Source organism: Bauldia sp., assembly GCA_037200845.1.
In the GTDB taxonomy this organism is placed as follows: domain Bacteria; phylum Pseudomonadota; class Alphaproteobacteria; order Rhizobiales; family Kaistiaceae; genus DASZQY01.
On record JBBCGQ010000001.1, the window covers coordinates 1,239,092 to 1,259,498 of the forward strand.

At 69.9% G+C, this 20,407-nt stretch carries 21 protein-coding genes and 1 pseudogene; 12 read left to right on the forward strand and 10 right to left on the reverse strand.

What is annotated here, in order from left to right:
- Positions 1 to 4: 4 nt before the first annotated feature.
- Both WDM94_05910 and WDM94_05915 read right to left on the reverse strand, forming a co-directional pair.
- Complete coding sequence (locus WDM94_05910) at positions 5 to 598, reverse strand: hypothetical protein (GenBank protein ID MEJ0012159.1); 594 nt, start codon at positions 596 to 598, stop codon at positions 5 to 7.
- Positions 599 to 669: 71 nt separating this feature from the next.
- Positions 670 to 2,028: a sigma-54 dependent transcriptional regulator gene (locus WDM94_05915; GenBank protein MEJ0012160.1), complete on the reverse strand. Its 1,359-nt coding sequence runs from the start codon at positions 2,026 to 2,028 to the stop codon at positions 670 to 672.
- A gap of 165 nt (positions 2,029 to 2,193) precedes the next feature.
- On the opposite strand from WDM94_05915, the gene WDM94_05920 reads away from it, so the two are divergent.
- From WDM94_05920 to WDM94_05930, 3 genes are all read left to right on the forward strand, one after another.
- Positions 2,194 to 3,066: a TIGR01459 family HAD-type hydrolase gene (locus WDM94_05920; protein MEJ0012161.1), complete on the forward strand. Its 873-nt coding sequence runs from the start codon at positions 2,194 to 2,196 to the stop codon at positions 3,064 to 3,066.
- An 80-nt stretch (positions 3,067 to 3,146) separates the two neighbouring features.
- A complete protein-coding gene (locus tag WDM94_05925) occupies positions 3,147 to 4,145 on the forward strand; it encodes a bifunctional riboflavin kinase/FAD synthetase (GenBank protein ID MEJ0012162.1) in 999 nt (332 codons plus the stop codon).
- A gap of 138 nt (positions 4,146 to 4,283) precedes the next feature.
- Positions 4,284 to 4,886 (forward strand): hypothetical protein, encoded by a 603-nt coding sequence (locus WDM94_05930; protein MEJ0012163.1) that lies wholly within the window; start codon positions 4,284 to 4,286, stop codon positions 4,884 to 4,886.
- A 9-nt stretch (positions 4,887 to 4,895) separates the two neighbouring features.
- Here the strand turns inward: WDM94_05930 and WDM94_05935 are convergent, their stop codons facing one another.
- The gene (locus WDM94_05935; protein ID MEJ0012164.1) at positions 4,896 to 5,324 is read right to left on the reverse strand and encodes a nucleoside deaminase; all 429 of its coding nucleotides are present in this window, start codon (positions 5,322 to 5,324) and stop codon (positions 4,896 to 4,898) included.
- 55 nt (positions 5,325 to 5,379) lie between these two features.
- On the opposite strand from WDM94_05935, the pseudogene WDM94_05940 reads away from it, so the two are divergent.
- The 8 genes and pseudogenes from WDM94_05940 to lpxK all read left to right on the forward strand — a co-directional run bounded on the left by WDM94_05940 (position 5,380) and on the right by lpxK (position 12,587).
- A pseudogene (locus WDM94_05940) lies at positions 5,380 to 6,156 on the forward strand (pseudouridine synthase).
- 97 nt (positions 6,157 to 6,253) lie between these two features.
- Positions 6,254 to 6,820 carry a 16S rRNA (guanine(966)-N(2))-methyltransferase RsmD gene (gene rsmD, locus WDM94_05945; GenBank protein ID MEJ0012165.1) on the forward strand — a complete coding sequence of 189 codons (567 nt, stop codon included), beginning with the start codon at positions 6,254 to 6,256 and terminating at the stop codon, positions 6,818 to 6,820.
- Between the two features lie 29 nt (positions 6,821 to 6,849).
- Positions 6,850 to 8,193, forward strand: coding sequence for a TldD/PmbA family protein (locus WDM94_05950; GenBank protein MEJ0012166.1), 1,344 nt, complete (start codon positions 6,850 to 6,852; stop codon positions 8,191 to 8,193).
- 55 nt (positions 8,194 to 8,248) lie between these two features.
- Positions 8,249 to 8,503, forward strand: coding sequence for a DUF4170 domain-containing protein (locus WDM94_05955; GenBank protein ID MEJ0012167.1), 255 nt, complete (start codon positions 8,249 to 8,251; stop codon positions 8,501 to 8,503).
- Complete coding sequence (locus WDM94_05960) at positions 8,496 to 9,236, forward strand: lysophospholipid acyltransferase family protein (protein ID MEJ0012168.1); 741 nt, start codon at positions 8,496 to 8,498, stop codon at positions 9,234 to 9,236. The genes WDM94_05955 and WDM94_05960 overlap by 8 nt, the downstream gene beginning before the upstream one ends.
- Before the next feature lie 222 nt (positions 9,237 to 9,458).
- Positions 9,459 to 10,271 carry a lysophospholipid acyltransferase family protein gene (locus WDM94_05965; GenBank protein MEJ0012169.1) on the forward strand — a complete coding sequence of 271 codons (813 nt, stop codon included), beginning with the start codon at positions 9,459 to 9,461 and terminating at the stop codon, positions 10,269 to 10,271.
- Positions 10,264 to 11,556: a 3-deoxy-D-manno-octulosonic acid transferase gene (locus tag WDM94_05970; protein ID MEJ0012170.1), complete on the forward strand. Its 1,293-nt coding sequence runs from the start codon at positions 10,264 to 10,266 to the stop codon at positions 11,554 to 11,556. The genes WDM94_05965 and WDM94_05970 overlap by 8 nt, the downstream gene beginning before the upstream one ends.
- Positions 11,553 to 12,587 (forward strand): tetraacyldisaccharide 4'-kinase, encoded by a 1,035-nt coding sequence (lpxK, locus tag WDM94_05975; GenBank protein ID MEJ0012171.1) that lies wholly within the window; start codon positions 11,553 to 11,555, stop codon positions 12,585 to 12,587. Before WDM94_05970 ends, lpxK begins: the two co-directional genes overlap by 4 nt.
- Positions 12,588 to 12,733: 146 nt before the next feature.
- Here the strand turns inward: lpxK and WDM94_05980 are convergent, their stop codons facing one another.
- From WDM94_05980 to purD, 4 genes are all read right to left on the reverse strand, one after another.
- Positions 12,734 to 12,955: a DUF2093 domain-containing protein gene (locus WDM94_05980; protein MEJ0012172.1), complete on the reverse strand. Its 222-nt coding sequence runs from the start codon at positions 12,953 to 12,955 to the stop codon at positions 12,734 to 12,736.
- Between the two features lie 18 nt (positions 12,956 to 12,973).
- The gene (mutL, locus tag WDM94_05985; GenBank protein MEJ0012173.1) at positions 12,974 to 14,725 is read right to left on the reverse strand and encodes a DNA mismatch repair endonuclease MutL; all 1,752 of its coding nucleotides are present in this window, start codon (positions 14,723 to 14,725) and stop codon (positions 12,974 to 12,976) included.
- Positions 14,726 to 14,855: 130 nt separating this feature from the next.
- Positions 14,856 to 15,206, reverse strand: a complete 351-nt coding sequence (locus WDM94_05990; protein ID MEJ0012174.1) for a hypothetical protein — start codon at positions 15,204 to 15,206, stop codon at positions 14,856 to 14,858.
- A 76-nt stretch (positions 15,207 to 15,282) separates the two neighbouring features.
- Positions 15,283 to 16,539, reverse strand: a complete 1,257-nt coding sequence (gene purD / locus WDM94_05995) for a phosphoribosylamine--glycine ligase (GenBank protein MEJ0012175.1) — start codon at positions 16,537 to 16,539, stop codon at positions 15,283 to 15,285.
- Between the two features lie 43 nt (positions 16,540 to 16,582).
- Here purD and ubiA point away from each other — a divergent pair, with 43 nt between their 5' ends.
- Positions 16,583 to 17,518, forward strand: coding sequence for a 4-hydroxybenzoate octaprenyltransferase (ubiA, locus tag WDM94_06000; protein ID MEJ0012176.1), 936 nt, complete (start codon positions 16,583 to 16,585; stop codon positions 17,516 to 17,518).
- 190 nt (positions 17,519 to 17,708) lie between these two features.
- On the opposite strand, the gene WDM94_06005 is transcribed toward ubiA, so the two are convergent.
- The 3 genes from WDM94_06005 to WDM94_06015 form a co-directional block, all read right to left on the reverse strand.
- Entirely contained in the window at positions 17,709 to 18,248 is a 540-nt protein-coding gene (locus tag WDM94_06005) for a DUF6101 family protein (protein MEJ0012177.1), read from the reverse strand.
- A gap of 153 nt (positions 18,249 to 18,401) precedes the next feature.
- On the reverse strand, positions 18,402 to 19,820 hold the full coding sequence (locus WDM94_06010; protein MEJ0012178.1) for an FAD-binding oxidoreductase: 1,419 nt from the start codon (positions 19,818 to 19,820) through the stop codon (positions 18,402 to 18,404).
- A 103-nt stretch (positions 19,821 to 19,923) separates the two neighbouring features.
- On the reverse strand, positions 19,924 to 20,331 hold the full coding sequence (locus WDM94_06015; protein MEJ0012179.1) for a hypothetical protein: 408 nt from the start codon (positions 20,329 to 20,331) through the stop codon (positions 19,924 to 19,926).
- Positions 20,332 to 20,407: the final 76 nt, after the last annotated feature.

The following is a 20,407-nucleotide window of genomic DNA, read 5'->3' on the forward strand; positions in this document are numbered from 1 at the left end:
GCGCCTATTCGGCGATGGCGAAGGGCAGCGTCACCGTCGCGCTCTTCTGCGAGGCGTCGTCCTTGAGCGTCAGCAGCAACTCGTAGTCGCCGGGCTTCAGCGCCGACGGCAGCGTGATGCCGACCACCGCCTGCACCTCGAGGCTCTTGCCGCGCCCGCTCCACGACAGCGTGCCGAAGTCGTCCGTCTTGCCGAGGATGAGGCCGCCGGGCGTGCGTATCTCCAGCCCCGTCCCGTAGCTGACGCGATAGCCGTCGCCGTCGCGCGTGAAGCCGTAGCCGACCGGTTCGAGATATACCGTGACCGCGTCGCCTGCCTTGAACGCCGTCCCCTCGGCGTGCGGCGCGTACCTGCCGAAGCCGGCAACCGAGTCCGCGAAGGTCGCCACGCGGAAGGTGAGGGGGGTCGCATCGAAGAAAGCGTCGGCCGCCGCATCGAACGCCGCGACCGCACCGGCGCCGTCGCCCGCCGCGGCGCGCGCTTCGGCATCGGCCGCGTTGTCGGCGATCGGCCCGCCGTAGGCCATCGACGTCAGCGACAGCAACGCGCCCGCAGCCGCAACGCGGGCGAGATTTCGCCGGAAATTTCCTGCCAACATTTACCAAGCCCCCAGGCCAGATCGCGCGATGATCGATTCTTACCGGGGGAGATGCAAGTAGCGAGCCGGATTTAGCCTGCCGCTGGCCAGCTTTGCAGCTTGCGGTAGATCGTCGAGGGGTGGATTTCGAGTGCCTCCGCGGCGCGCGCAATGTTGCCGCCGAACGCGCTGAGCGCCCCCTCGATGATGGCGCGCTCCTGCGCGGCATACGGCACCACCGCCGTCCCGCCGCTCGCCGGCGCGGCACTCCGTACGGCCTCCGGCAGCATCGCGGCGGTCACGACGTCGCCGTCATCGAGCACGACGATGCGGCGGATGACGTTGGCAAGTTCGCGCACGTTGCCCGGCCAGCCGTAGTCCTGCAGCAGCCGCATCGCATCGTTGTCGAAGCCCGTGAACCGGCGACCTTCCTCGGCCGCGAACCGGGCGAGGAACGCTTCCGCCAGCGGCGCGATGTCTTCGGCGCGCTCCCGGAGCGGCGCGAGATGGATGGGCAGGACGTGCAGCCGGTAGAACAGATCGGCGCGCAGCCGCCCGGCGCCGACTTCGGTGAGCGGATCGCGGTTGGTCGCCGAGACGATGCGCACCGCCACGCGCGTCACCTCGCTGCCGCCGACCCGCCGGAAGGTCCCGGTCTGCACGAAGCGCAGCAGCTTCGCCTGCAGCGCGAAATCCATCTCGGCCAGTTCGTCGAGAAACAGCGTGCCGCCGTCGGCGAACTCCGCCGCCCCGATCCGGCCGTCGGCGGCGCCGGTGAAGGCGCCGCGCACATGGCCGAAAATCTCGCTTTCCATGAGGTCGCGCGGGATGGCGCTGCAGTTGATCGCCACGAACGGTCGCTCGCCATCGCCGGCGTGCGCGTGGATCGCGTCGGCGACGAGTTCCTTGCCCGTGCCGCTTTCGCCGGTGATGAACACCGGCGCCTTCGACGGCGCCATGCGCCGGATCTGATCGTAGACCGCGAGCATGTGCGGCGAGCGGCCGACGAACCCGGCAAAGTCGGCGCGGATCGTCTTTGGCGCTTCCGGCGTGCGCCGGTCGGCGAGGCTCGCCTCCAGCCGCTCGATCAGAATCTTCGCCCCGATCGGCTTCGGCAAGAAGTCGCGCGCCCCGCTGCGCATCGCGGCGACCGCGTTGGCGAGCGAGACGTTGGCGCTGGTGGCGATGGTGGGCGCGTCGAGTTCGGTGAGGTGCGCGACGCCGCCGATCGTGTCGACGTCGGCGATGACGATGGCGCCGGGCTCGGCCCGCACCGCGGCGCGTGCTTCCGCGGCGCTGGCGCAGGCGGTGGCGCGGAAGCGCCCGCCGCTCCGCTCGGCGATCATGCCGGCGAGGTTGCGGCGTTGCGCGGCGTCGGCATCGAGGATGACGACGTTGATCGGATGCGGCCGGACGCGATCCTGCGACGGCAGGGGAGCAACTGAAGCCATGAACCGAGCGACCCCGCCCTTCCGGCCAACTTTTCGCGATTGCTTTGCCGACTATCCGCCCGTCACGGTAAAGAAAGCGTGTCGCGGCGCACCGCCGCTCGTCCCGATTTGGCGCGCCGCCTGGTGTATCTTGACCGCGACGAGGCGATTCCCTACGGCGGTCCCATGACAAACACAGCCACCCCCGCTCTGGTCGGCGGTCTTGCCGAACTCGCGCCGACCTATCGCGCGCTGCTCTGCGACATCTGGGGTGTCGTGCACGACGGCGCCGCGGCCCATTCCCGCGCCGGCGAGGCGCTGGTGCGCTACCGCCGCGAAGGCGGCAAGGTCGTCCTCATTACCAACGCGCCGCGGCCGAAGGCCGACGTCGTCGAGCAGCTCGATCGCCTCGGCGTGCCGCGCGCCGCCTATGACGACATCGTCACCTCCGGCGAGTCGGCGCGCCACGTGCTGGCGGCGCGGCCCGGCATCCGCATCCATCACGTCGGCCCCGAGCGCGACCTGCCAATCTACTTCGGCCTGCAGCTCGAGTTCGGCGACGAGGACGACTGCGAGATGATCTCGTGCACCGGCCTGTTCGACGACGAGAGCGAGACGCCGGACGACTACCTCGACAGCATGACCGACTGGCAGGAGCGCGGCGTGCCGATGCTCTGCGTCAATCCCGACATCGTCGTCGAGCGCGGCAACCGGCTCGTCTGGTGCGCCGGCGCGCTCGCCGAGCGCTACCGCGAGATGAACGGCCAGACCATCGTCGTCGGCAAGCCCTACGCGCCGATCTACGACACCGCGCTCGCCCGCCTCGGCGAGCTCGCCGGCAAGCCCATCGACAAGGCGTCGGTGCTGGCCATCGGCGACGGCATCGACACCGACGTGCGCGGCGCCGTCGGGCAGGGGATCGACGTGCTCTTCGCCACCGGCGGCATCCATGCCGGCGTCTTCGGCCCGAAGGACAATCCCGATCTCGCCAAGGTCCACGCCTTCCTCGCCACCGCCGGCCTCGGCGCCCGCGCACTGGTGACGCAGCTCGCCTGGTGAGCCGACGGTGAGCCCTTGACCCGGCACGCCGCGGGCGTCAGCTTCGCCCGCTCCCGAACCTGACGGAAATCGTCTTGCCCATGCGCTCCGGCGCCCGCCCGAAGGCGCTCGTCCCATACCCGATCGACCAGGTCCCGCCGGCGCTTGCCGGCGGCGTCGTCGCGGTCGGCAACTTCGACGGTCTGCACGGCGGCCACCGCGCGCTGCTCGATCTGGCGCGCCAGGAGGCGACCCGCCGCGGCGTTCCCGCGCTGGTGCTCACCTTCGAGCCGCATCCGCGTACCGTCTTCCGCCCCAATTCACCGGTGTTCCGCCTGACGCCGCTCGCCGCCAAGGCGCGCCTGCTGGCCGCGCTGGGTGTCGATGGCCTCGTCGTCGCCGATTTCAACCCGGCGCTCGCCGCCATGCTCGCCGACGCCTTCATCCGCGAGATTCTGGTTGGCCGCCTCGGCATCGCCGGCGCCGTCGTCGGCTTCAACTTCCGCTTCGGCAACATGCGGCTGGGCAACGCCGCACTGCTGCAGGCGGCCGGCGCCCGCGACGGCTTCTCGGTCACCGTCGTCGATCAGGTCTGCGAGGTGAGCGGCGACCCGGTTTCATCCTCGGCCATCCGCGACGACCTCGCCCGCGGTGACGTCGCCCAGGCAAACGCCCACCTCGGCTACCGCTGGTTCGTCGTCGGCACCGTGATCCACGGCGACCACCGCGGCCGCGAGCTCGGCTACCCCACCGCCAACATCCGCCTCTCCGCCGATTGCCGCCTGCGCCACGGCATCTACGCTGTGCGCGTGCAGCGCGCCGACGGCACGATCCTCGACGGCGTCGCGAGCTACGGCCGCCGCCCGACCTTCGACGATGGCGCGCCGCTGCTCGAAGTCTTCCTGTTCAATTTTTCCGGCGACCTCTACGGCGAGGAGGTCGCGGTCTCCTTCATCAACTGGATCCGGCCCGAGCTGAAATTTGCCTCGGTCGAGGCGTTGGTCGCGGCCATCGACCGCGACGTCGAGATCGCCAAGCTGTTGCTCGCCGACGCCGGTCCGGGAACGCCGCTGGATAAGGCGCTGACCGGCCTGGCGTGAGGTTGTCGGGGGTTGGGGATTCGGATACCTATGGCGGCGGCTCGGCCGGATTTTCGCCCAGTTTGGGGCCGAAAGCTGCGCCGTTCAGCCCGCGGAGCGGGCATTTGTCTCTGGGGACCGGCGAATCGGATGACGGGTTTGGCTAAGACATCGCGCCGCGTCCCGGTGCGCCTGGTTGCGATCGCCGCGGCCGGCGTCGCCCTCGCCGGTTGCAACTCCATGACCTACGGCACCGGCACCACGCCGGCGATGCAGACCGTCAAGGACCTCACCGGCCTTGCCACGGGCGGTGGCGCGGACAAAGAGGCGATCGACTACGCGCCGCGCCCCAAGATCGTTGCGCCGCCGGCGATCGCCGCCTTGCCGCCCCCGGGCGACGATTCGGTGACCGCCGCCAACTGGCCGAACGACCCCGATGAGCTGAAGGCCAAGGTGAAGGCCGATGCCGAGGCGCGCGCCGCCTCCGGCAAGGCCGGCGACATTCGCCTGCCGCAGGGCGTGGTGGCTTCCGCCGGCGCCACGGGCGAGCACACGCTGACCAAGGCCGAGCACGACGAGATGCTCCGCCAGATGGCCGCCGCCAAGGGCGGCATGTCGGTCGATGCCAACGGCAACCCGACCCGCAAATACCTGACCGATCCGCCGGTCGATTATCGCTTGCCCGACCCGAACGCGCCGGTCACGGTCGCCGAGGAAGGCAAGCCGAAGCCGAAAAAGTGGAAGTGGTGGTGGCAGAACTAGGCTGACCGCCTAGCGCCGCGCCTTGAAAAACGCGGTCAGCATCGCTCCCGCCTCGCTTTCCCCGATCCCTCCATAGACCTCCGGCGCGTGGTGACACGTCGGCTGCGTGAAGAAGCGCGCGCCGCTTTCCACCGCACCGCCTTTCGGGTCCCGCGCCCCGAAATAGAGCCGCCGGATGCGCGCGAATGAGATCGCCGCGGCGCACATCGCGCAAGGCTCCAGCGTGACGTACAGGTCGGCGCCGGCCAGCCGCTGCGACCCAAGGGCGGCGGCGGCGCTCCGTATTGCCGCCATCTCGGCATGCGCCGTCGGGTCGTCGTCGGCGATGGTGCGGTTGCCGGCCCGCGCCACGACCGCGCCGTCGAGCACGATGGCGGCGCCGATCGGCACCTCGCCCCGCGCCTCCGCAGCCCGGGCCTCCTCCATCGCAATCGCCATGCCGTCGACCGTCACCGCTACCGCCGCCCCCCTCGCTCTGCTAATCACCGCGCCAATGGACCGTAAGAAAGAACCAACGCCCGAAGGCGAGCGCATCGCCAAGGTGCTCGCCCGCGCCGGCCTCTGCTCGCGCCGCGACGCCGAGCGCTGGATTGCCGAGGGCCGCATCGCGGTCAACGGCCGGGTGATCACCTCGCCGGCCCTCAACGTGACCCCGGGCGACCGCATCGCCGTCGATGGCGAGCCGCTGCCCGAGAAGGAACGGACGCGCCTCTGGCTCTACCACAAGCCGCGCGGCCTGGTCACGACCGCCCGCGACCCGGAAGGCCGCCCGACCGTGTTCGCCGCGCTGCCCAAGGACCTGCCGCGCGTCGTCGCTGTCGGCCGCCTCGACATCAACACCGAGGGGCTGCTGCTGCTCACCAACGACGGCGGCCTCGCCCGCGTGCTGGAATTGCCGGCGACCGGCTGGCTGCGCCGCTATCGTGTCCGCGCCCACGGCACGGTCGCGCCGGCGGCGCTGGAGACGCTGGCGAACGGCGTCACCATCGACGGCATCATGTACGGCGCCGTCGAGGCGACCATCGACCGCGTCCAGGGCAGCAACGTCTGGCTGACGCTGGGGCTGCGCGAAGGCAAGAACCGCGAGGTCAAGAAGCTGCTCGCCCACATCGGTCTCGACACCAACCGCCTCATCCGCGTCTCCTACGGCCCGTTCCAGATCGGCGACCTCAAGCCCGGCGAGGCGCGCGAGATCCGCGGCCGCATCCTGCGCGACCAGCTCGGCGTCAAACTGGCGGAGGAATCCGGCGCCGATTTCGAGGCGCCGGTGCGCCCGCCGCCGGCGCCGCCCAAGCCCGCCGCCGCCGCGCCGCCGCGCAAGGACCGCGGCGAGCCGCGCTCGCACGTCGAACGCGCGAAGGGTCGCAGTGCGCATCGTCGCCGGTGAGTTCCGCGGCCGCCCGCTGGTCACGCCGGCGGGCAGGGACATCCGCCCGACCGCCGACCGCGTCCGCCAGACCGTCTTCGACATCCTGACGCATTCCTACGGCAACCCCGTCGCCGGCGCCCGCGTGCTCGACCTGTTCGCCGGCACCGGCGCCTTCGGCATCGAGGCGATATCGCGCGGCGCCGCCAGCGTCCTGTTCGTCGACGACGGCGCCGAGGCGAGGGGCCTCATCCGCACCAACGTCGAGACGTTCGGCCTGACCGGCTGCACCCGCATCTTCCGCCGCGACGCCACCCGCCTGGGAGAGGCCGGCACGGTGCCGCCGTTCACGCTGGCCTTCGCCGATCCGCCCTACGGCCAGGGCCTCGGCGAGCGCGCGCTTGCCGCCGCGGTCGCGGGCGGCTGGCTCACCGCCGAGGCGACGGTGGTGCTGGAAGAGACCGTTGCCGCCAAAATCGCCGCAATCCCGGGCCTCGATCTCGTGGAAACCCGCGCCCTCGGGGACACCGCCATCCATTTCCTTGCCGTTCGGCCTCATCGACCATAAATCAGGGCACCCGCCCCGGAGTCCCCGCCATGAGTGAAATCCTCGACCAGAGCGACCTGACCGAAAAGGCCCAGCGCCTCGTCGCCGCTGCCAAGCGCGCCGGCGCCGACTCCGCCGACGCGGTGTGCGTGCGCGGCATCTCGCTGTCGGTCGAGGTCCGCCTCGGCAAGGTCGAGGAGACCGGCCGCTCCGAGGGCAACGACTTCAACCTTCGCGTCTTCGTCGGCAAGCGTTCCGCCACTGTGTCGGCGAACGTCCTTACTGACCCGAACGAACTCGCCGTCCGTGCTGTCGCGATGGCCAAGGTCGCGCCGGAAGACAAATTCGCCGGGCTCCCACCGAAGGATCGCCTCGCCACCAGCTTCCCGGATCGCGATCTGCTCGACACCACGATCCCGACCGCCAAGGAACTGACCGAGCTCGCATTGGCGGTCGAAGACGCCGCCCGCGCCGTGCCGGGCGTCACCAACTCCGGTGGCGGCTCCGCCGGCTGGTCGCTGGGCGGCTTGGTGCTCGCGACCTCCGATGGCTTCGCCGGCCAGTATCTCACCTCGCGCCACGGCTTCTCGGCCTCCGCGATCGCGGGCACGGGCACCGGCATGGAGCGCGACTACGACTTCGACAACAAGGTCTACCGTGCCGATCTCGACGATCCGGAATCGATCGGCCGCAATGCCGGCCATCGCGCCGTCCGCCGCCTCAACCCGCGCCAGATGCCGTCCGGCCGCGCCACCGTCGTCTACGACGCGCGCATTGCCACCGGCCTCGTCGGCCATCTCGCCGGCGCCGTGAATGGCTCCAGCATCGCCCGCAAAACGAGCTTCCTGCGCGACAAGCTCGGCCAGCAGATTTTCGGTTCCTCGATCCGCATCAGCGACGACCCGACCCGCAAGCGCGGCTTGGGCTCTTCGTCGTTCGACGGCGAGGGCGTCGCCAACGCCCCGCTCGACATCGTCAAGGACGGCGTCCTCCAGACCTGGGTGCTCGACTCGGCCACCGCTCGCGAACTCGGCCTTGAGACAAACGGCCGCGCCTCGCGCGGCGGCGGCAATCCGCATCCGGGCACGACCAACCTGACGCTCCACCCGGGCGAGCAGTCGCCGGAAGACATGATCCGCGAGATCGGCTCCGGCCTCTACGTCACCGAGCTGATCGGTCACGGCGCCTCGATCGTCACCGGCGACTACAGCCGCGGCGCCGCCGGCTTCCTGATCGAAAACGGCGAGATCGGCCCGCCGGTGAGCGAGATCACCATCGCCGGCAACCTCGGTGATATCTTCCGCGAGATGCGCCCGGCCAACGACCTGGTCTATCGCTTCGGCACCAACGCGCCGACCGTCGCCGTTCCGGGCCTCACCATCGCCGGCCGTTAACGTCGGGCACGCCGACGGCTTGCAGCGCCGGCCGGTTTCACCTCACATTGATCCCATGACCAAGAAACCGGCCGGGCCGAACGACCAACTCCTCCATCTCGTCTTCGGCGGCGAGCTGGAGAACGTCGATGGCATCCGCTTCGCCGACCTCGCCCACCTCGACATCGTCGGCATCTTCCCGAATTACCGCGCCGCCCATCAGGCGTGGCAGGCGAAGGCGCAGCAGAGCGTCGATAACGCCCGCGTCCGCTACTTTATCGTCCACCTCCACCGATTGCTGGAGCCGGACGAGACCGCCCCGAATGGCTGACGCCGGAATCGTGCGCAGTGCCGTGCGCGGCGCCATCCGCCGCGCCCGCGACTGGGACTGGCCGTTCGTCGCCGCCGGCAAGACCGCCGCCGGCTACATGCGCCTCGTGCGCGCCACGACGCCGATCGTCTTCGAGCCCGGCAATCCGTTCGAGATCTACGCCGACCGCGCGCCCTTCATCCTCACCGGCTGGCATGGCCAGCACCTGATGGTGACGCTGCTCATGCGCCGCGGCGATCGTGCGCGCGCGCTCGTTTCGAAAAGCCGCGACGGCGACATCAGCGCCAACTTCATGGGCAGCTTCGGTATCGAGGCGATCCGCGGCTCCGGCGGCCGCGACCGCAAATACACGGTGGAGAAAGGCGGCGCCCGCGCCCTGCTGCAGATGAAGCGCAGCCTCGACGACGGCGTCTCGATCGCCACCATCGCCGACATCTCCAACACCGTCGCCCGCCGCTGCGGCGACGGCGTCATCGCGCTTGCCCGCGCCTCGGGCCGCCCGATCGTGTGCATGGGCTTCGCCACCAGCCGCTGGTACGCGATGAACACGTGGGACAAGGCGACGATCCACCTGCCGTTCAGCCGCGGCGCTGCCGTCGTCGCCGAGCCGGTCGAGGTGCCGCGTGACGCCGACGCCACGCTGCTCGAGGAAAAGCGCCAGGAGGTCGAGCGCCGGATCAACGCCGCCGTCGATCGCGCCTACGAAATCGTAGGTAAAAAACGCAAGTGGTAGCCGGGGCGCGGCAAGGCCGAGGCTTGCGGCCTTCGCCATTTTGGGGCACCAAACCTAGGGGCGGCTTCGTGCGGGATTCCGTTCCGCTTTGGTTTGGCCATAAGCTCGTGAAAATCGCGGCGGATGGCCGATAGTTGAGGCGGATACGTTGGGACAGTTGGTGAAACGGGCGGCTCCCGCTGGCCTGAGCCCGATTTTCACCCACGGATGGGGGTGGCCGCGATGGTTCCGTCCAATCCGCGCCGCAGCTCCCGGCCCTCGAAGCCGGAGTTGCCGGTGCCGGTGAACGAAGATGACGGAGAACCGCTGGCGCGCGGGCGGCGCGGCAATGTCAGCCTCGGCGCACGCTTCAAGTATTCCGAATTCGGCGAAAACTTCCTGGCCAACGCTTTCGCCGTCGGGCTGCGCTTCGTCAACGCCACCAACCGGCTGACCTTCGATCCCGTCACCAGCGAAGAAATCTTCGCCCGCCACTCGCCGTTCATCGCCACCGTCTGGCACGGCCAGGCTTTCATGCTGCCGTTCATGCGCCCGGCCGCAGAGCCCGCCGACGTCCTGGTCTCGCGCAACAGCGACGCCGACCTCATCGCCAACCTGCTGACGCGCCTGGGCTGCGGCATCATCCGCGGCTCCGGCGTCCACGATCCCGCCCGCATGTTCGAGAAGGGCGCCGTCGCCGGCTTCCGCGCCATGAAGACGTCGCTGGACGAAGGCCGCACCGTCGCCGCCACCGCCGATTTTCTGCGCCACGCCCGCCGCAAGGTCAGTCCCGGCATCGTCACGCTCGCCCGCGTCAGCGGCCGGCCGATAGTGCCGACGGCGTTCGCCTCCAGCCGCCGCTACGAGATGTCGTCGTGGGACAGCATCACCATCAGCCTGCCCTTCGGCCGCACCGCCTGCGTCTTCGCGCCCGCGATCACCGTGCCGGCCAACGCCGACGACGCGCTGCTCGAGGCGAAGCGCCTTGAGGTCGAGAATGCGCTGAACGCCGCCACCGAGCGCGCCTACGCCATCGTGGACAAGCGCCGTGGCTGATTGGCTGGCGCGCTTCGTCTTCGCCGCCTATCGCGCCATCGGTCTTGCCGCCCGTCCGCTGGTGCCGCTGGCGCTGGCGATCCGCGCCGCCCGCGGCAAGGAAGTCCGCAGCCGCGCCGGCGAGCGCTACGGCCGCAGCAGCATCAAGCGTCCCGACGGCCGCGTCATCTGGGTCCACGCCGCGAGCGTCGGCGAAACCAACGCCGTCATGCCGCTGATCCAGCGCCTGTCTACCGCCGGCTTCCGCGTGCTGTTCACCTCGACCACCGTGACCTCGGCCAACATCGCCGCGCAGCGCCTGCCGCCGACCGCCATCCACCAGTTCGGCCCGCTCGACATCGCGCCCTATGTCGATCGGTTCCTCAACCACTGGCGGCCCGAGTTCGTGATCTTCGTCGAGTCCGAGCTGTGGCCGACCATCATTACGCGGCTGGAGGAAAACGTCGTGCCGCTGGTGGTCGTCAACGGCCGCCTGTCCGAGCGCTCCTATCGCGGCTGGCGGCGGGTGAGCGCCATCGCGCACTATCTCTTCCAGCGCATCGGCCTCGTGCTGGCGCAATCGGAAGAAGACGGCGCCCGTTTCCGTTCGCTCGGCGCCGAGAAAGTGCTGGTCACCGGCAACCTCAAGTTCGATTCCCCGCCGCTCACCGCCGATGCGGACGAATTCGACCGCCTGCAATCGGCCATCGCCCAGCGCCCGGTCTGGGTCGCGGCCTCGACCCATGACGGCGAGGAGGCGATGGTCGCCGACGCCCATCGCCTGATCCGCGAGCGCATCCCCGACGTCCTCACCGTGCTCGTCCCGCGCCATCCCGAGCGCGGCGGCGCCGTCCGCGAGGTGCTCGCCGGCCGTCGCCTGTCGGTCGCGCAGAGAAGCCGCGGCGAGCCGCTGCTGCGCGAGATCGACGTCTACCTCGCCGATACCTTGGGCGAGCTCGGCCTGTTCTATCGCGCCGCCCCGGTCGCCTTCCTCGGCGGCTCGCTGGTGCCGAAGGGCGGCCAGAATCCGATCGAGCCGGCGAAGCTCGTCACCGCCGTGCTCCACGGGCCGCACGTCTTCAACTTCGCCGACATCTACGCCGTCCTCGACAAGGCCGCCCCGACACCGGCGCTGTCGGATGCCGGAAGCCTCGCCGGCGCCGTCGTCGCGCTGCTCAACGCCCCGCGCACCGCCGCCGATCTCGCCGCCGCGGCGGCCAAGGCGCTGACGCCGCTCACCGGCGCCCTCGATGCCACGATGCTGGCGCTCCGTCCCTACATGGCCGGCAAGTACTATTCTCCATGAGGCGTTCCGCCCCCGACTTCTGGTGGCGGCCCGAACCGACCGCCGCCGCGCTGGCGCTATGGCCGGCCGCCCGCATCTGGGGTGCCGCCGCCGCCTGGCGGATGAACAAAGCCGGCGGCTACCGCCCGCCGGTCGCCGTCGTCTGCATCGGCAACTTCGTCGTCGGCGGCGCCGGCAAGACGCCCACCGCCATCGCGCTCGCCCGCATGGCACGGGGCAGGGGCCTCCGCCCCGGCCTGCTCGCCTCCGGCTACGGCGGCGCCGCCACCGCGCCGATCCTGATCGACCCGGCCGCCCACACCGCCGACCAGGTCGGCGACGAGGCGCTGCTCCTCGCCGCCGTCGCGCCGACCGTGGTGTCGCGCGACCGCGCCGCCGGCGCCAAGCGCCTGGTCGAGGAAAACGTCGACATCATCATCATGGACGACGGCTTCCAGAATCCATCGCTGGTCCACGATCTGGCGATCGTCGCCGTCGATGCCGCCATGGGCATCGGCAACGGCCGCGTCATTCCCGCCGGGCCGCTGCGCGCGCCGCTGAAGCCGCAGATCCGCCGCGCCGATGCGCTGCTCGTCATCGGCGAGGGCGAGGCCGCCGATCCGCTGGTCCGCGCTGCCGCCCGGGCCGGCACCGCGACGCTCCGCGCCCGCATCCGCCCGACGCGCGTCAAGGAATGGCGCAAGGACCCGATCCTCGCCTTCGCCGGCATCGGCCACCCGGAAAAATTCTTCGCCACCCTGAAGGAGGCGCACGCCCCCGTCGCCCGCACCCTGAGCTTCCCGGACCACTACAGCTACGGCGAGGTCGACGCCGTGAAACTGCTCGAGATCGCCGACGCCGAGAAGCTCCGGCTCGTCACCACCGAGAAGGACATGGTCCGCTTAGGCGGCAAAACCGGAGCGCTGGCGAAACTGCGCGAGCGCATCGAGCCGTTCCACGTCATCCTGGAGTTCGACAATCCGGTGGCGGTCAGCGAGATGCTCGACGAGGCCGTGCGCAAGGCATCGCTGGCGCAGCCGCGGGATGCCTGATCCAACTCCGCTGTCGTCCCCGCGCAGGCGGGGACCCAGTAAACGCTGACAGTGAGTGGGCAGCGGCGGCGCGGATACTTCGACGTCGGTGTCTACTGGGTCCCAGCCTTCGCGGGGATGGCACCCGGGGAAGGCGACCGCCGCGGCTAGATGCTGCCCAGTTCCTGAAACCGCCGGAGCGCCACCGAAGCGTCGGCATAGGCCTCCTGCCGCTTCACGCTCCAGTACTTGAGATCGTCGAGCGGGATCTCGACTCCGGTCACCGCGCAGCGCACATAGGCGCCGGGCACCAGAACCTGGAAATCGCCGTCGAGATAGCGGATGCGCGCCTCGCCGCCCCGCCCATGCCTGTCCATCCGGTTCATCATCGAAACCTACCAGAAAAATCAGCGCCGCCCGAACAGCCTTTCGATATCGGCGAGCTTCAGTTCGATATAGGTCGGCCGGCCGTGATTGCATACGTTGGAATTTGGCGTCGCCTCCATTTCGCGGAGCAGGGCGTCCATCTCCGCCGGCTTCAGCACCCGGCCGGCCCGGACCGAGCCGTGGCAGGCCATGGTCGAGGCCACCCGGTCCAGCCGCTCCTTGACGGTGGCGCTCCGCTCCCACTCGGCGATCTCGTCGGCGAGGTCGCGCACCAGCGCGCCGGCGTCGATGGCGCCCAGCATTGACGGCGTCTCGCGGACCGCCACGGCGCCCGGCCCGAACGGCTCGACCACCAGCCCGACCTCGGCGAGTTCCGCCGCGCGCTCGCCGATCCGCTCGGCGTCGGCCGGGTCGAGATCGACCACCTCGGGGATGAGCAAAATCTGCCGCGCCACGCCGCGCTCGGTCAGCGACCGCTTGAGCCGCTCGTAGACCAGCCGCTCGTGCGCCGCATGCTGATCGACGATGACGATGCCGTCCTCGGTCTGCGCGACGATGTACGTCTCGTGCACCTGCGCCCGCGCCGCGCCGAGCGGCCGCGCCACCAGCGCCGGATCGGGCGCCGGAGTTGCGACTGCCGACGGCGCGAATGCCGCGAACGCCTCCTGCGCCGCCTCGGCAAAGCCGGCGACCGCCGCGTTTCCCTCGGAACGCCAGTTGTAGGTCATCGGCCGTTGCGGCCGCGGCGGACCCGGCCGGAATGCCGCGATGGTCGCGCCCGCGGCTTCCGTCGACGACCGCACGCCGGAAACGCCGAGCGCCTCGCGCAAGCCGCCGACGATCAACCCGCGCACCAGACCCGGATCGCGGAAACGCACCTCCGCCTTGGTCGGATGCACGTTCACGTCCACTTGGCCCGGATCGAGCGAGACGAACAGCGCCGCCACCGGATGCCGCTCGCGCTTCATCACGTCGGCGTAGGCAGCACGCAGCGCGCCGAGCAACTGCTTGTCCTTCACCGGTCGTCCGTTGACGAAGAAATACTGCGACAGCCCGTTGCCGCGGCTGAAGGTCGGCAACCCGATATAGCCCGACAGCCGCACGCCCTCGCGCACGGCATCGACCGCGATCGCATTCTTCGCAAAATCATCGCCCATCACTTGCGCAATGCGCGTCAGCAGGGAGTCCGTTGCCGCATATTCAGCGCCGCCCGACAGCGCGAAGCGCACCTGCGGATGAGCCAGCGCCAGCCGCTTGACGACGTCGGCAACCGCCGTCGCCTCCGCCCTCTCCGACTTCAGAAACTTGAGCCGCGCCGGCGTCGCGAAGAAAAGGTCGCGCACCTCGACCCGCGTGCCTTCGCCGAGCGCCGCCGGTTTCACGCCGGACGCAACGCCGCCCTCGACCGAGATCGCGAAGGCCTCGCCGGCATCCTTCCGCCGCGACGTGACGGTGAGCCGCGCCGCGGCGCCGATCGCCGCAAGCGCCTCGCCGCGGAAACCGAGCGAACGGATGTCGTCCAGCCCGCCGTCGAGCTTCGACGTGCAGTGCCGCTCGACCGCCAGCGTCAGGTCATCGCGCCCGATGCCGCTGCCGTCGTCGCTGACGCGCACCAGCGCAACGCCGCCCGCCGCCGTCACGACCTCGATGCGCGAGGCGCCGGCATCGAGCGCGTTCTCGACCAGTTCCTTGACCACGGACGCCGGCCGCTCGACCACCTCGCCGGCGGCGATGCGGTTGACCATGTCCTCGGAGAGACGGCGGATCGGCATGGCGCGATTCTGTCGGATTCGGCGGGCCGAATAAAGGCCGCCAAGCCCGTCCATCCCCGCGAAAGCGGGAACCCAGGTATCCGAAATCAGCCAGCCCGGACGCCGCCAAAGCGTCGCCCAGGCGGGATGCCTAGCTGGCGGCGCTCAGCTTGTTGGCGCACGCGAGCCCGACGCCCATCAGCGGCTTGTCCTGCCCCGGCACCGTCGCAAAGCCGGCGGTTTCGAGCGCCATCGACTGCTGGTAGGGCGATTGCGCCTTGAGCTCGGCAAGCTTTCCCGCCGCGTCCGGCTGGCCGTTGAACTGGTGGACGCAGATGTCGGCGAGCGCCACGATCACGGCCTCGTCCGACGTCGTCTTCGCCATCGCCGCCGCGCTGCCCTTGGTCACCCAGCCGCCGACCGTGAAGCCGGCGAGCGCCACGATCACCGCGCCGGCAACCGCGCCGAGCAGGGCCGGCCGCAGCGATTCTGAAACTGCCATTTGGAATTCCTCCCGGCGGCAGGAGAAATCCCGCCGCGTTGCACCCTAGCACGCCTGTAGCTGCACCCGTGCACGACTACGCGAGCGCGCGCTTGCCGATGTCGCTGCGGAAAAATCCATCCGCCCAGTCGATGGCTTCGACGGCCGCATACGCACGCGCCTGAGCTTCCGCGATCGTGGCGCCGCGCGCTGTCACATTCAGCACACGTCCGCCAGCCGCGACGAGCGTGCCGCCGGCCATCGCCGTGCCCGCCTGGAACACCTTCACGCCGGGCATCGCGTTCGCCGTGTCGATCCCGGAAATCACGCCGCCCTTGGCGTACGCGCCAGGATACCCGCGCGCCGCCATCACCACCGTCAGCGCTGCGTCGCTGCTCCACCGAGGGGCGGCGCCCGCCAGCCGCCCCTCGGCCGTGGCGACCAGCAGCGCCAGCAAGTCGCCGTCGAGCCGCAGCATCATCGCCTGCGTCTCCGGATCGCCGAAGCGCACGTTGTACTCGATCAGCTTTGGCCCCTCCGCCGTGAGCATGAGGCCGGCATAGAGTACGCCGCGAAACGGCGTCCCGCGCCTCGCCATCGCCGCCACCGTCGGCTTCACGATGGTGTCCATCGTCCGCGCGATCAGTGCCTCGGTCATGATCGGGGCAGGGGAATAGGCCCCCATGCCGCCGGTGTTCGGCCCGGTGTCGCCGTCGCCGACGCGCTTGTGGTCCTGCGCCGTGGTCAGCGGCACGACGTTCACGCCGTCGGTCAGTGCGAAGAAACTCGCCTCCTCGCCGGCGAGGAATTCCTCCACGACGACCTCCGCGCCATGGACGCCGGCGAAGCACGCATCGATCGCGGCGATTGCCTCGTTAATCGTCGCCGCGACGGTGACGCCCTTGCCGGCAGCGAGCCCGTCTGCCTTGACGACGATCGGCGCGCCCTGTGCGCGGACATATTCCCGCGACGGCCCGGCCGACGTGAACCGGCGATACGCCGCCGTCGGCATCCCGGCTTCGTCGCACAGCGCCTTGGTAAAGCCCTTGGAGCCTTCCAGCCGCGCCGCTGCCTTCGACGGGCCGAACACGCCGATGCCTGCAGCCGTGAGATCGTCGGCAAGGCCCGCGACCAGCGGCCCCTCCGGCCCGACCACGACGAACGTGATTCCGTTGGCGCGACACGCCGCGATCACCGCCGCATGGTCGGCAACATCGAGGGCAAGAATCTCCGCGTGCTCCGCGATCCCGGGATTGCCCGGCGCCGCATAGAGCCGCGTCAAAGTCGGCGACTGCGCCAGCTTCCACGCCAGCGCGTGCTCCCGCCCGCCCGATCCGATGAGAAGAACCTTCATGTGTCGCTTTAATGCGCGACCTTGTTCGACTAAAGCAACGTCGGTGGACGATAAAAACAACATCATCCCCGACGCCGTCCGCGGCCACTGGGTCGAGCGCGTGCTGTCGCCGCCGGCGCGGCCTTACGCGCGGCTGGCGCGGCTGGAGCGGCCGATCGGCTGGTGGCTGCTGCTCATCCCGTGCTGGTGGTCGTCGGCGCTCGCTTCCGATTCGCTGGGCCTCGCGCCCAATCCGCGTCATCTCGCGCTGTTTGTCGTCGGCGCCATCGCCATGCGCGGCGCCGGCTGCACCTACAACGACATCGTCGACCGTGACCTCGACGCGGCGGTGGCACGCACGCGCACGCGGCCGATTCCCAGCGGCCAGGTCAGCGTGCAGGCCGCCTGGCTGTTTCTCGTGCTGGAGGCGCTGGTCGGGCTGTTCGTCCTCACCCAGTTCAACCCCTTCACCATTGTTCTGGGCGCGGCGTCGCTGGTCACCGTCGCGGTCTATCCGTTCCTGAAGCGGATCACGTGGTGGCCGCAGGTCGGTCTCGGTCTCGCCTTTTCGTGGGGCGCGCTGATGGGCTGGTCGGCGATCTACGGCAGCCTCGGCTGGGCGCCCGTGCTGCTCTACGCCGGCGCCATCCTGTGGACCATCGGCTACGACACGATATACGCCCATCAGGACAAGGAAGATGACGCGCTGATCGGCGTCCGCTCGACCGCGCGGCTGTTCGGCGAAAACTCGGTGCCGATCATCCGCCTGTTCTTCGCCGGCGCGACGATTCTGTTCGTCGCGGCTTTCGTGGTTGCCGGCGCCGGCATCATCGCCTTCGCGGGCCTGACGCTCGGCGGCATCCACCTCGTCTGGCAGACGCGTACGCTGAAGATCGACGACCCGGAATCGTGCCTGATGGTGTTCCGCTCGAACCGCGACTACGGGCTGATCATATTCGCCGGGCTGGCGGCGGATGCCTTGCAGCGGGGACTGACCTAGCCTCCCCACCGCGGCATCACCCAACTCCGCTTTCCCCGCGAAAGCGGGGATCCAGGTGTCAAAGCGAGTGCGCGCGTCGAGCTGAGGCTGCGGCGTTCTTCTTGGGGAAAATGAACAGGGTTGAAACCTGGATCCCCGCTTTCGCGGGGAAAGCGGAAGGGGTGCGAGGTCTCGCTCGCCAAGCGGGAAGCTAGTCCCGCCCGAAAATCTCATCCCCGAACACGACGCGCACCGCGTCGAGCCGGCCGACCTTGCGCCGCGTCAGGAATCGCGGGCGCCGCTTGGCGAAAAACGAATGCCGGCGGCGCGGCTTGGGCGGGCCCATGTGGACGCCGCCGGTGTCGCGCAGCGGCTCGCCGACCGAGCCGTCCTGCCCGATGATGAGCAGCGGCAGATGGAGCGCGCGGCCCCAGGCCTGCCAGTCGCTGGAGATGGAATTGGGATCGTCGTTGATGGCGAGCGGGAGCGTCAGCTCCGCATCGTTGTGCAGCAGCTCGACGAAGCCGCGCACCGTGCCGTCGTTGCCGATCGGCTCCATGCGCACCGCAACGCCGCGGTACTCGCCGAGCGGCACGGCAACGGCCGTGCCCGCGCGCCGCACGATCGTGCGGTCGGCTGCGATGACGAACGTCGCCGCCGCGCTCCCGCCGATGGGCGAGCCGCGGGCCGGCAACGTGTGCGGGTCGAGCCGGTATGCCCGGCCCGACCCGACGGTTGCTCCGCCGGCCACTGTCTGACGCCTCTAAACGCTCCCACGGGCCCGTTTGTTTTGGACCTCGTTTGTGAGCGTCACTATGCCATTGGAAAGACAGCGTCGGCTTAAGCGGTTGGGTTAAATTTGAGTGATTTCCGAGAGGGTTAGCACCCCGCCACCAAACAAGGTTTAGAGGACCTTGCCGGGATTCATGATGCCGTTCGGGTCAAGCGCCGCCTTGATCCGCCGCATGGTGGCAAGCTCCACCGGGCTCTTCACCAGCGGCAGCAGGTCGCGCTTCAGTCGCCCGATGCCATGCTCGGCCGAGATCGTGCCGCCGAGCTCGGTCACGATCGCATGGATGGTCGTGTTCATGTCGGCCCAGCGGTCGAGATACGCCTTTTTGTCCGTGCCTTGCGGTTGGCTGATGTTGAGATGGATGTTGCCGTCGCCGACGTGGCCGAAGGGGAAGGGGCGGCATCCGGGGATCAGCGCCTTCGCCGCCGCGTCCGCCCGCGCCAGCAGCTCCGGCACCTTGCCGACCGGCACCGCGACGTCATGCTTGATCGACCCGCCGAGATGCTTCTGCACCTCGGACAGCGCGTGGCGGATGCGCCAGAACGAATCCGACTGCTCGATCGATTGCGCCCGCACGCCATCCTCGACCACGCCGGCATCCATGCCGGCGGCGAAGATCGTCTCGATGGTCGACTCCGCGTCTTCCTGCGAGCGGCCGGACGAAACCTCGAGCAGCAGGTACCACGCGTGCGGCGTGCCGAGCGGATCGCGCGTGCCGGGGATGAACTGGAGCACCGTCTCGACGGCGAGGCGCGGCATCAGCTCCGCCGCCGTCAGCGACTGCGCCGCGACGGCGCGCGCGATGTTGAACAGCGCCAGCGCCGCCTCGGGACTGGCGACGCCGACAATCGCCACGTTCACCCCGCGCGGCCGCGGAAACAGTTTCAGCACCGCGCCGGTGATGATGCCGAGCGTGCCCTCGGCGCCGATGAAGATATCCTTGAGGTCGTAGCCCGTGTTGTCCTTGCGCAGAGTCCGGAGCCCGTTCCAGATCTCGCCGTCGGGCAGCACCGCTTCGATGCCCAGCACCAGATCGCGCGTCGATCCATAGGACAGGACAGCCGTGCCGCCGGCGTTGGTGGAGAGATTGCCGCCGATCTGGCACGAGCCTTCCGAGGCGAGCGACAGCGGGAACAGCCGGTCCGCAGCCTCGGCCGCCGCCTGCGCATCGGCGAGGATCACGCCCGCATCGACGGTCATGGTGTTGTTGGCCGGATCGACGGCGCGCACCTTGTTGAGCCGCGACAGGGAAACCATGATCTCGTTGCCGGCTGCCGACGGCGACTGCCCGCCGACGACGCCGGTGTTGCCGCCCTGCGGCACGATCGCGGTAAACGTCTCGTTGGCGAGTTTCAGGATCGCGGAAACTTCGGCCACCGACCCGGGCCGGAGCACCAGCGCGGTGCGCCCGCCGAATTTGTCGCGCGGCTCGATCAGGTAGGGCGCGATCGCCGCCTGGTCGCGGAGCGCGTAAGGCGCGCCGACAATGGCCGCGAACTGGTCAAGGAGGGGGGTGGCCGGCGCGTTCATCGCCGGAACTTAGGTCACCGGACGGCGAGCGTCGAGACGCGCGCCGCCCGGCTTATCGAGCGGGCAAGTAGGGGGAAGCCTTCCGCCCGCGCCGAGGGAGAGGTTAGTCGGCCTTGGCGACGTGCCAGACACCGCCAACGCCGTCGCCGGTCACGTCGCCCGGCGCCGCGTCCTTGACGTAGTAGTAGAGCGGCAGGCCGTCGTAGGCCCAGAGCTTGATCGGCTTGCCGTCGGCGTCGGTGCCGTCGACGATCGTCCAGTCGCCGTCCGCCTTGGCGTCGGCCGCGGCCAGGAACGGCGGCCAGGCGGCAATGCACTTGCCGGTGCAGGCCGAGGTCATGGCGCCCTTGGTGTCCTTGTCGAAGATGTAGAGGGTCATGCCCTTTTCGCCGACCCAGACCTTGCCGGCCGTCGTATCCGCCGTCTGGGCGGGATCGGCTGCGAAGGCGCCGCTGATGGCGGCGCCGGTGAGGAAGAGGGCGGCCGAGAGGCCGAGAATCATGCGTTTCATGGGGGAGTCGCTCCCTGTTGCGGGTGTTTCACTGGGCGGGCCGGCGGGGCGCCGGCCTCCCGCATCGTGAACACCC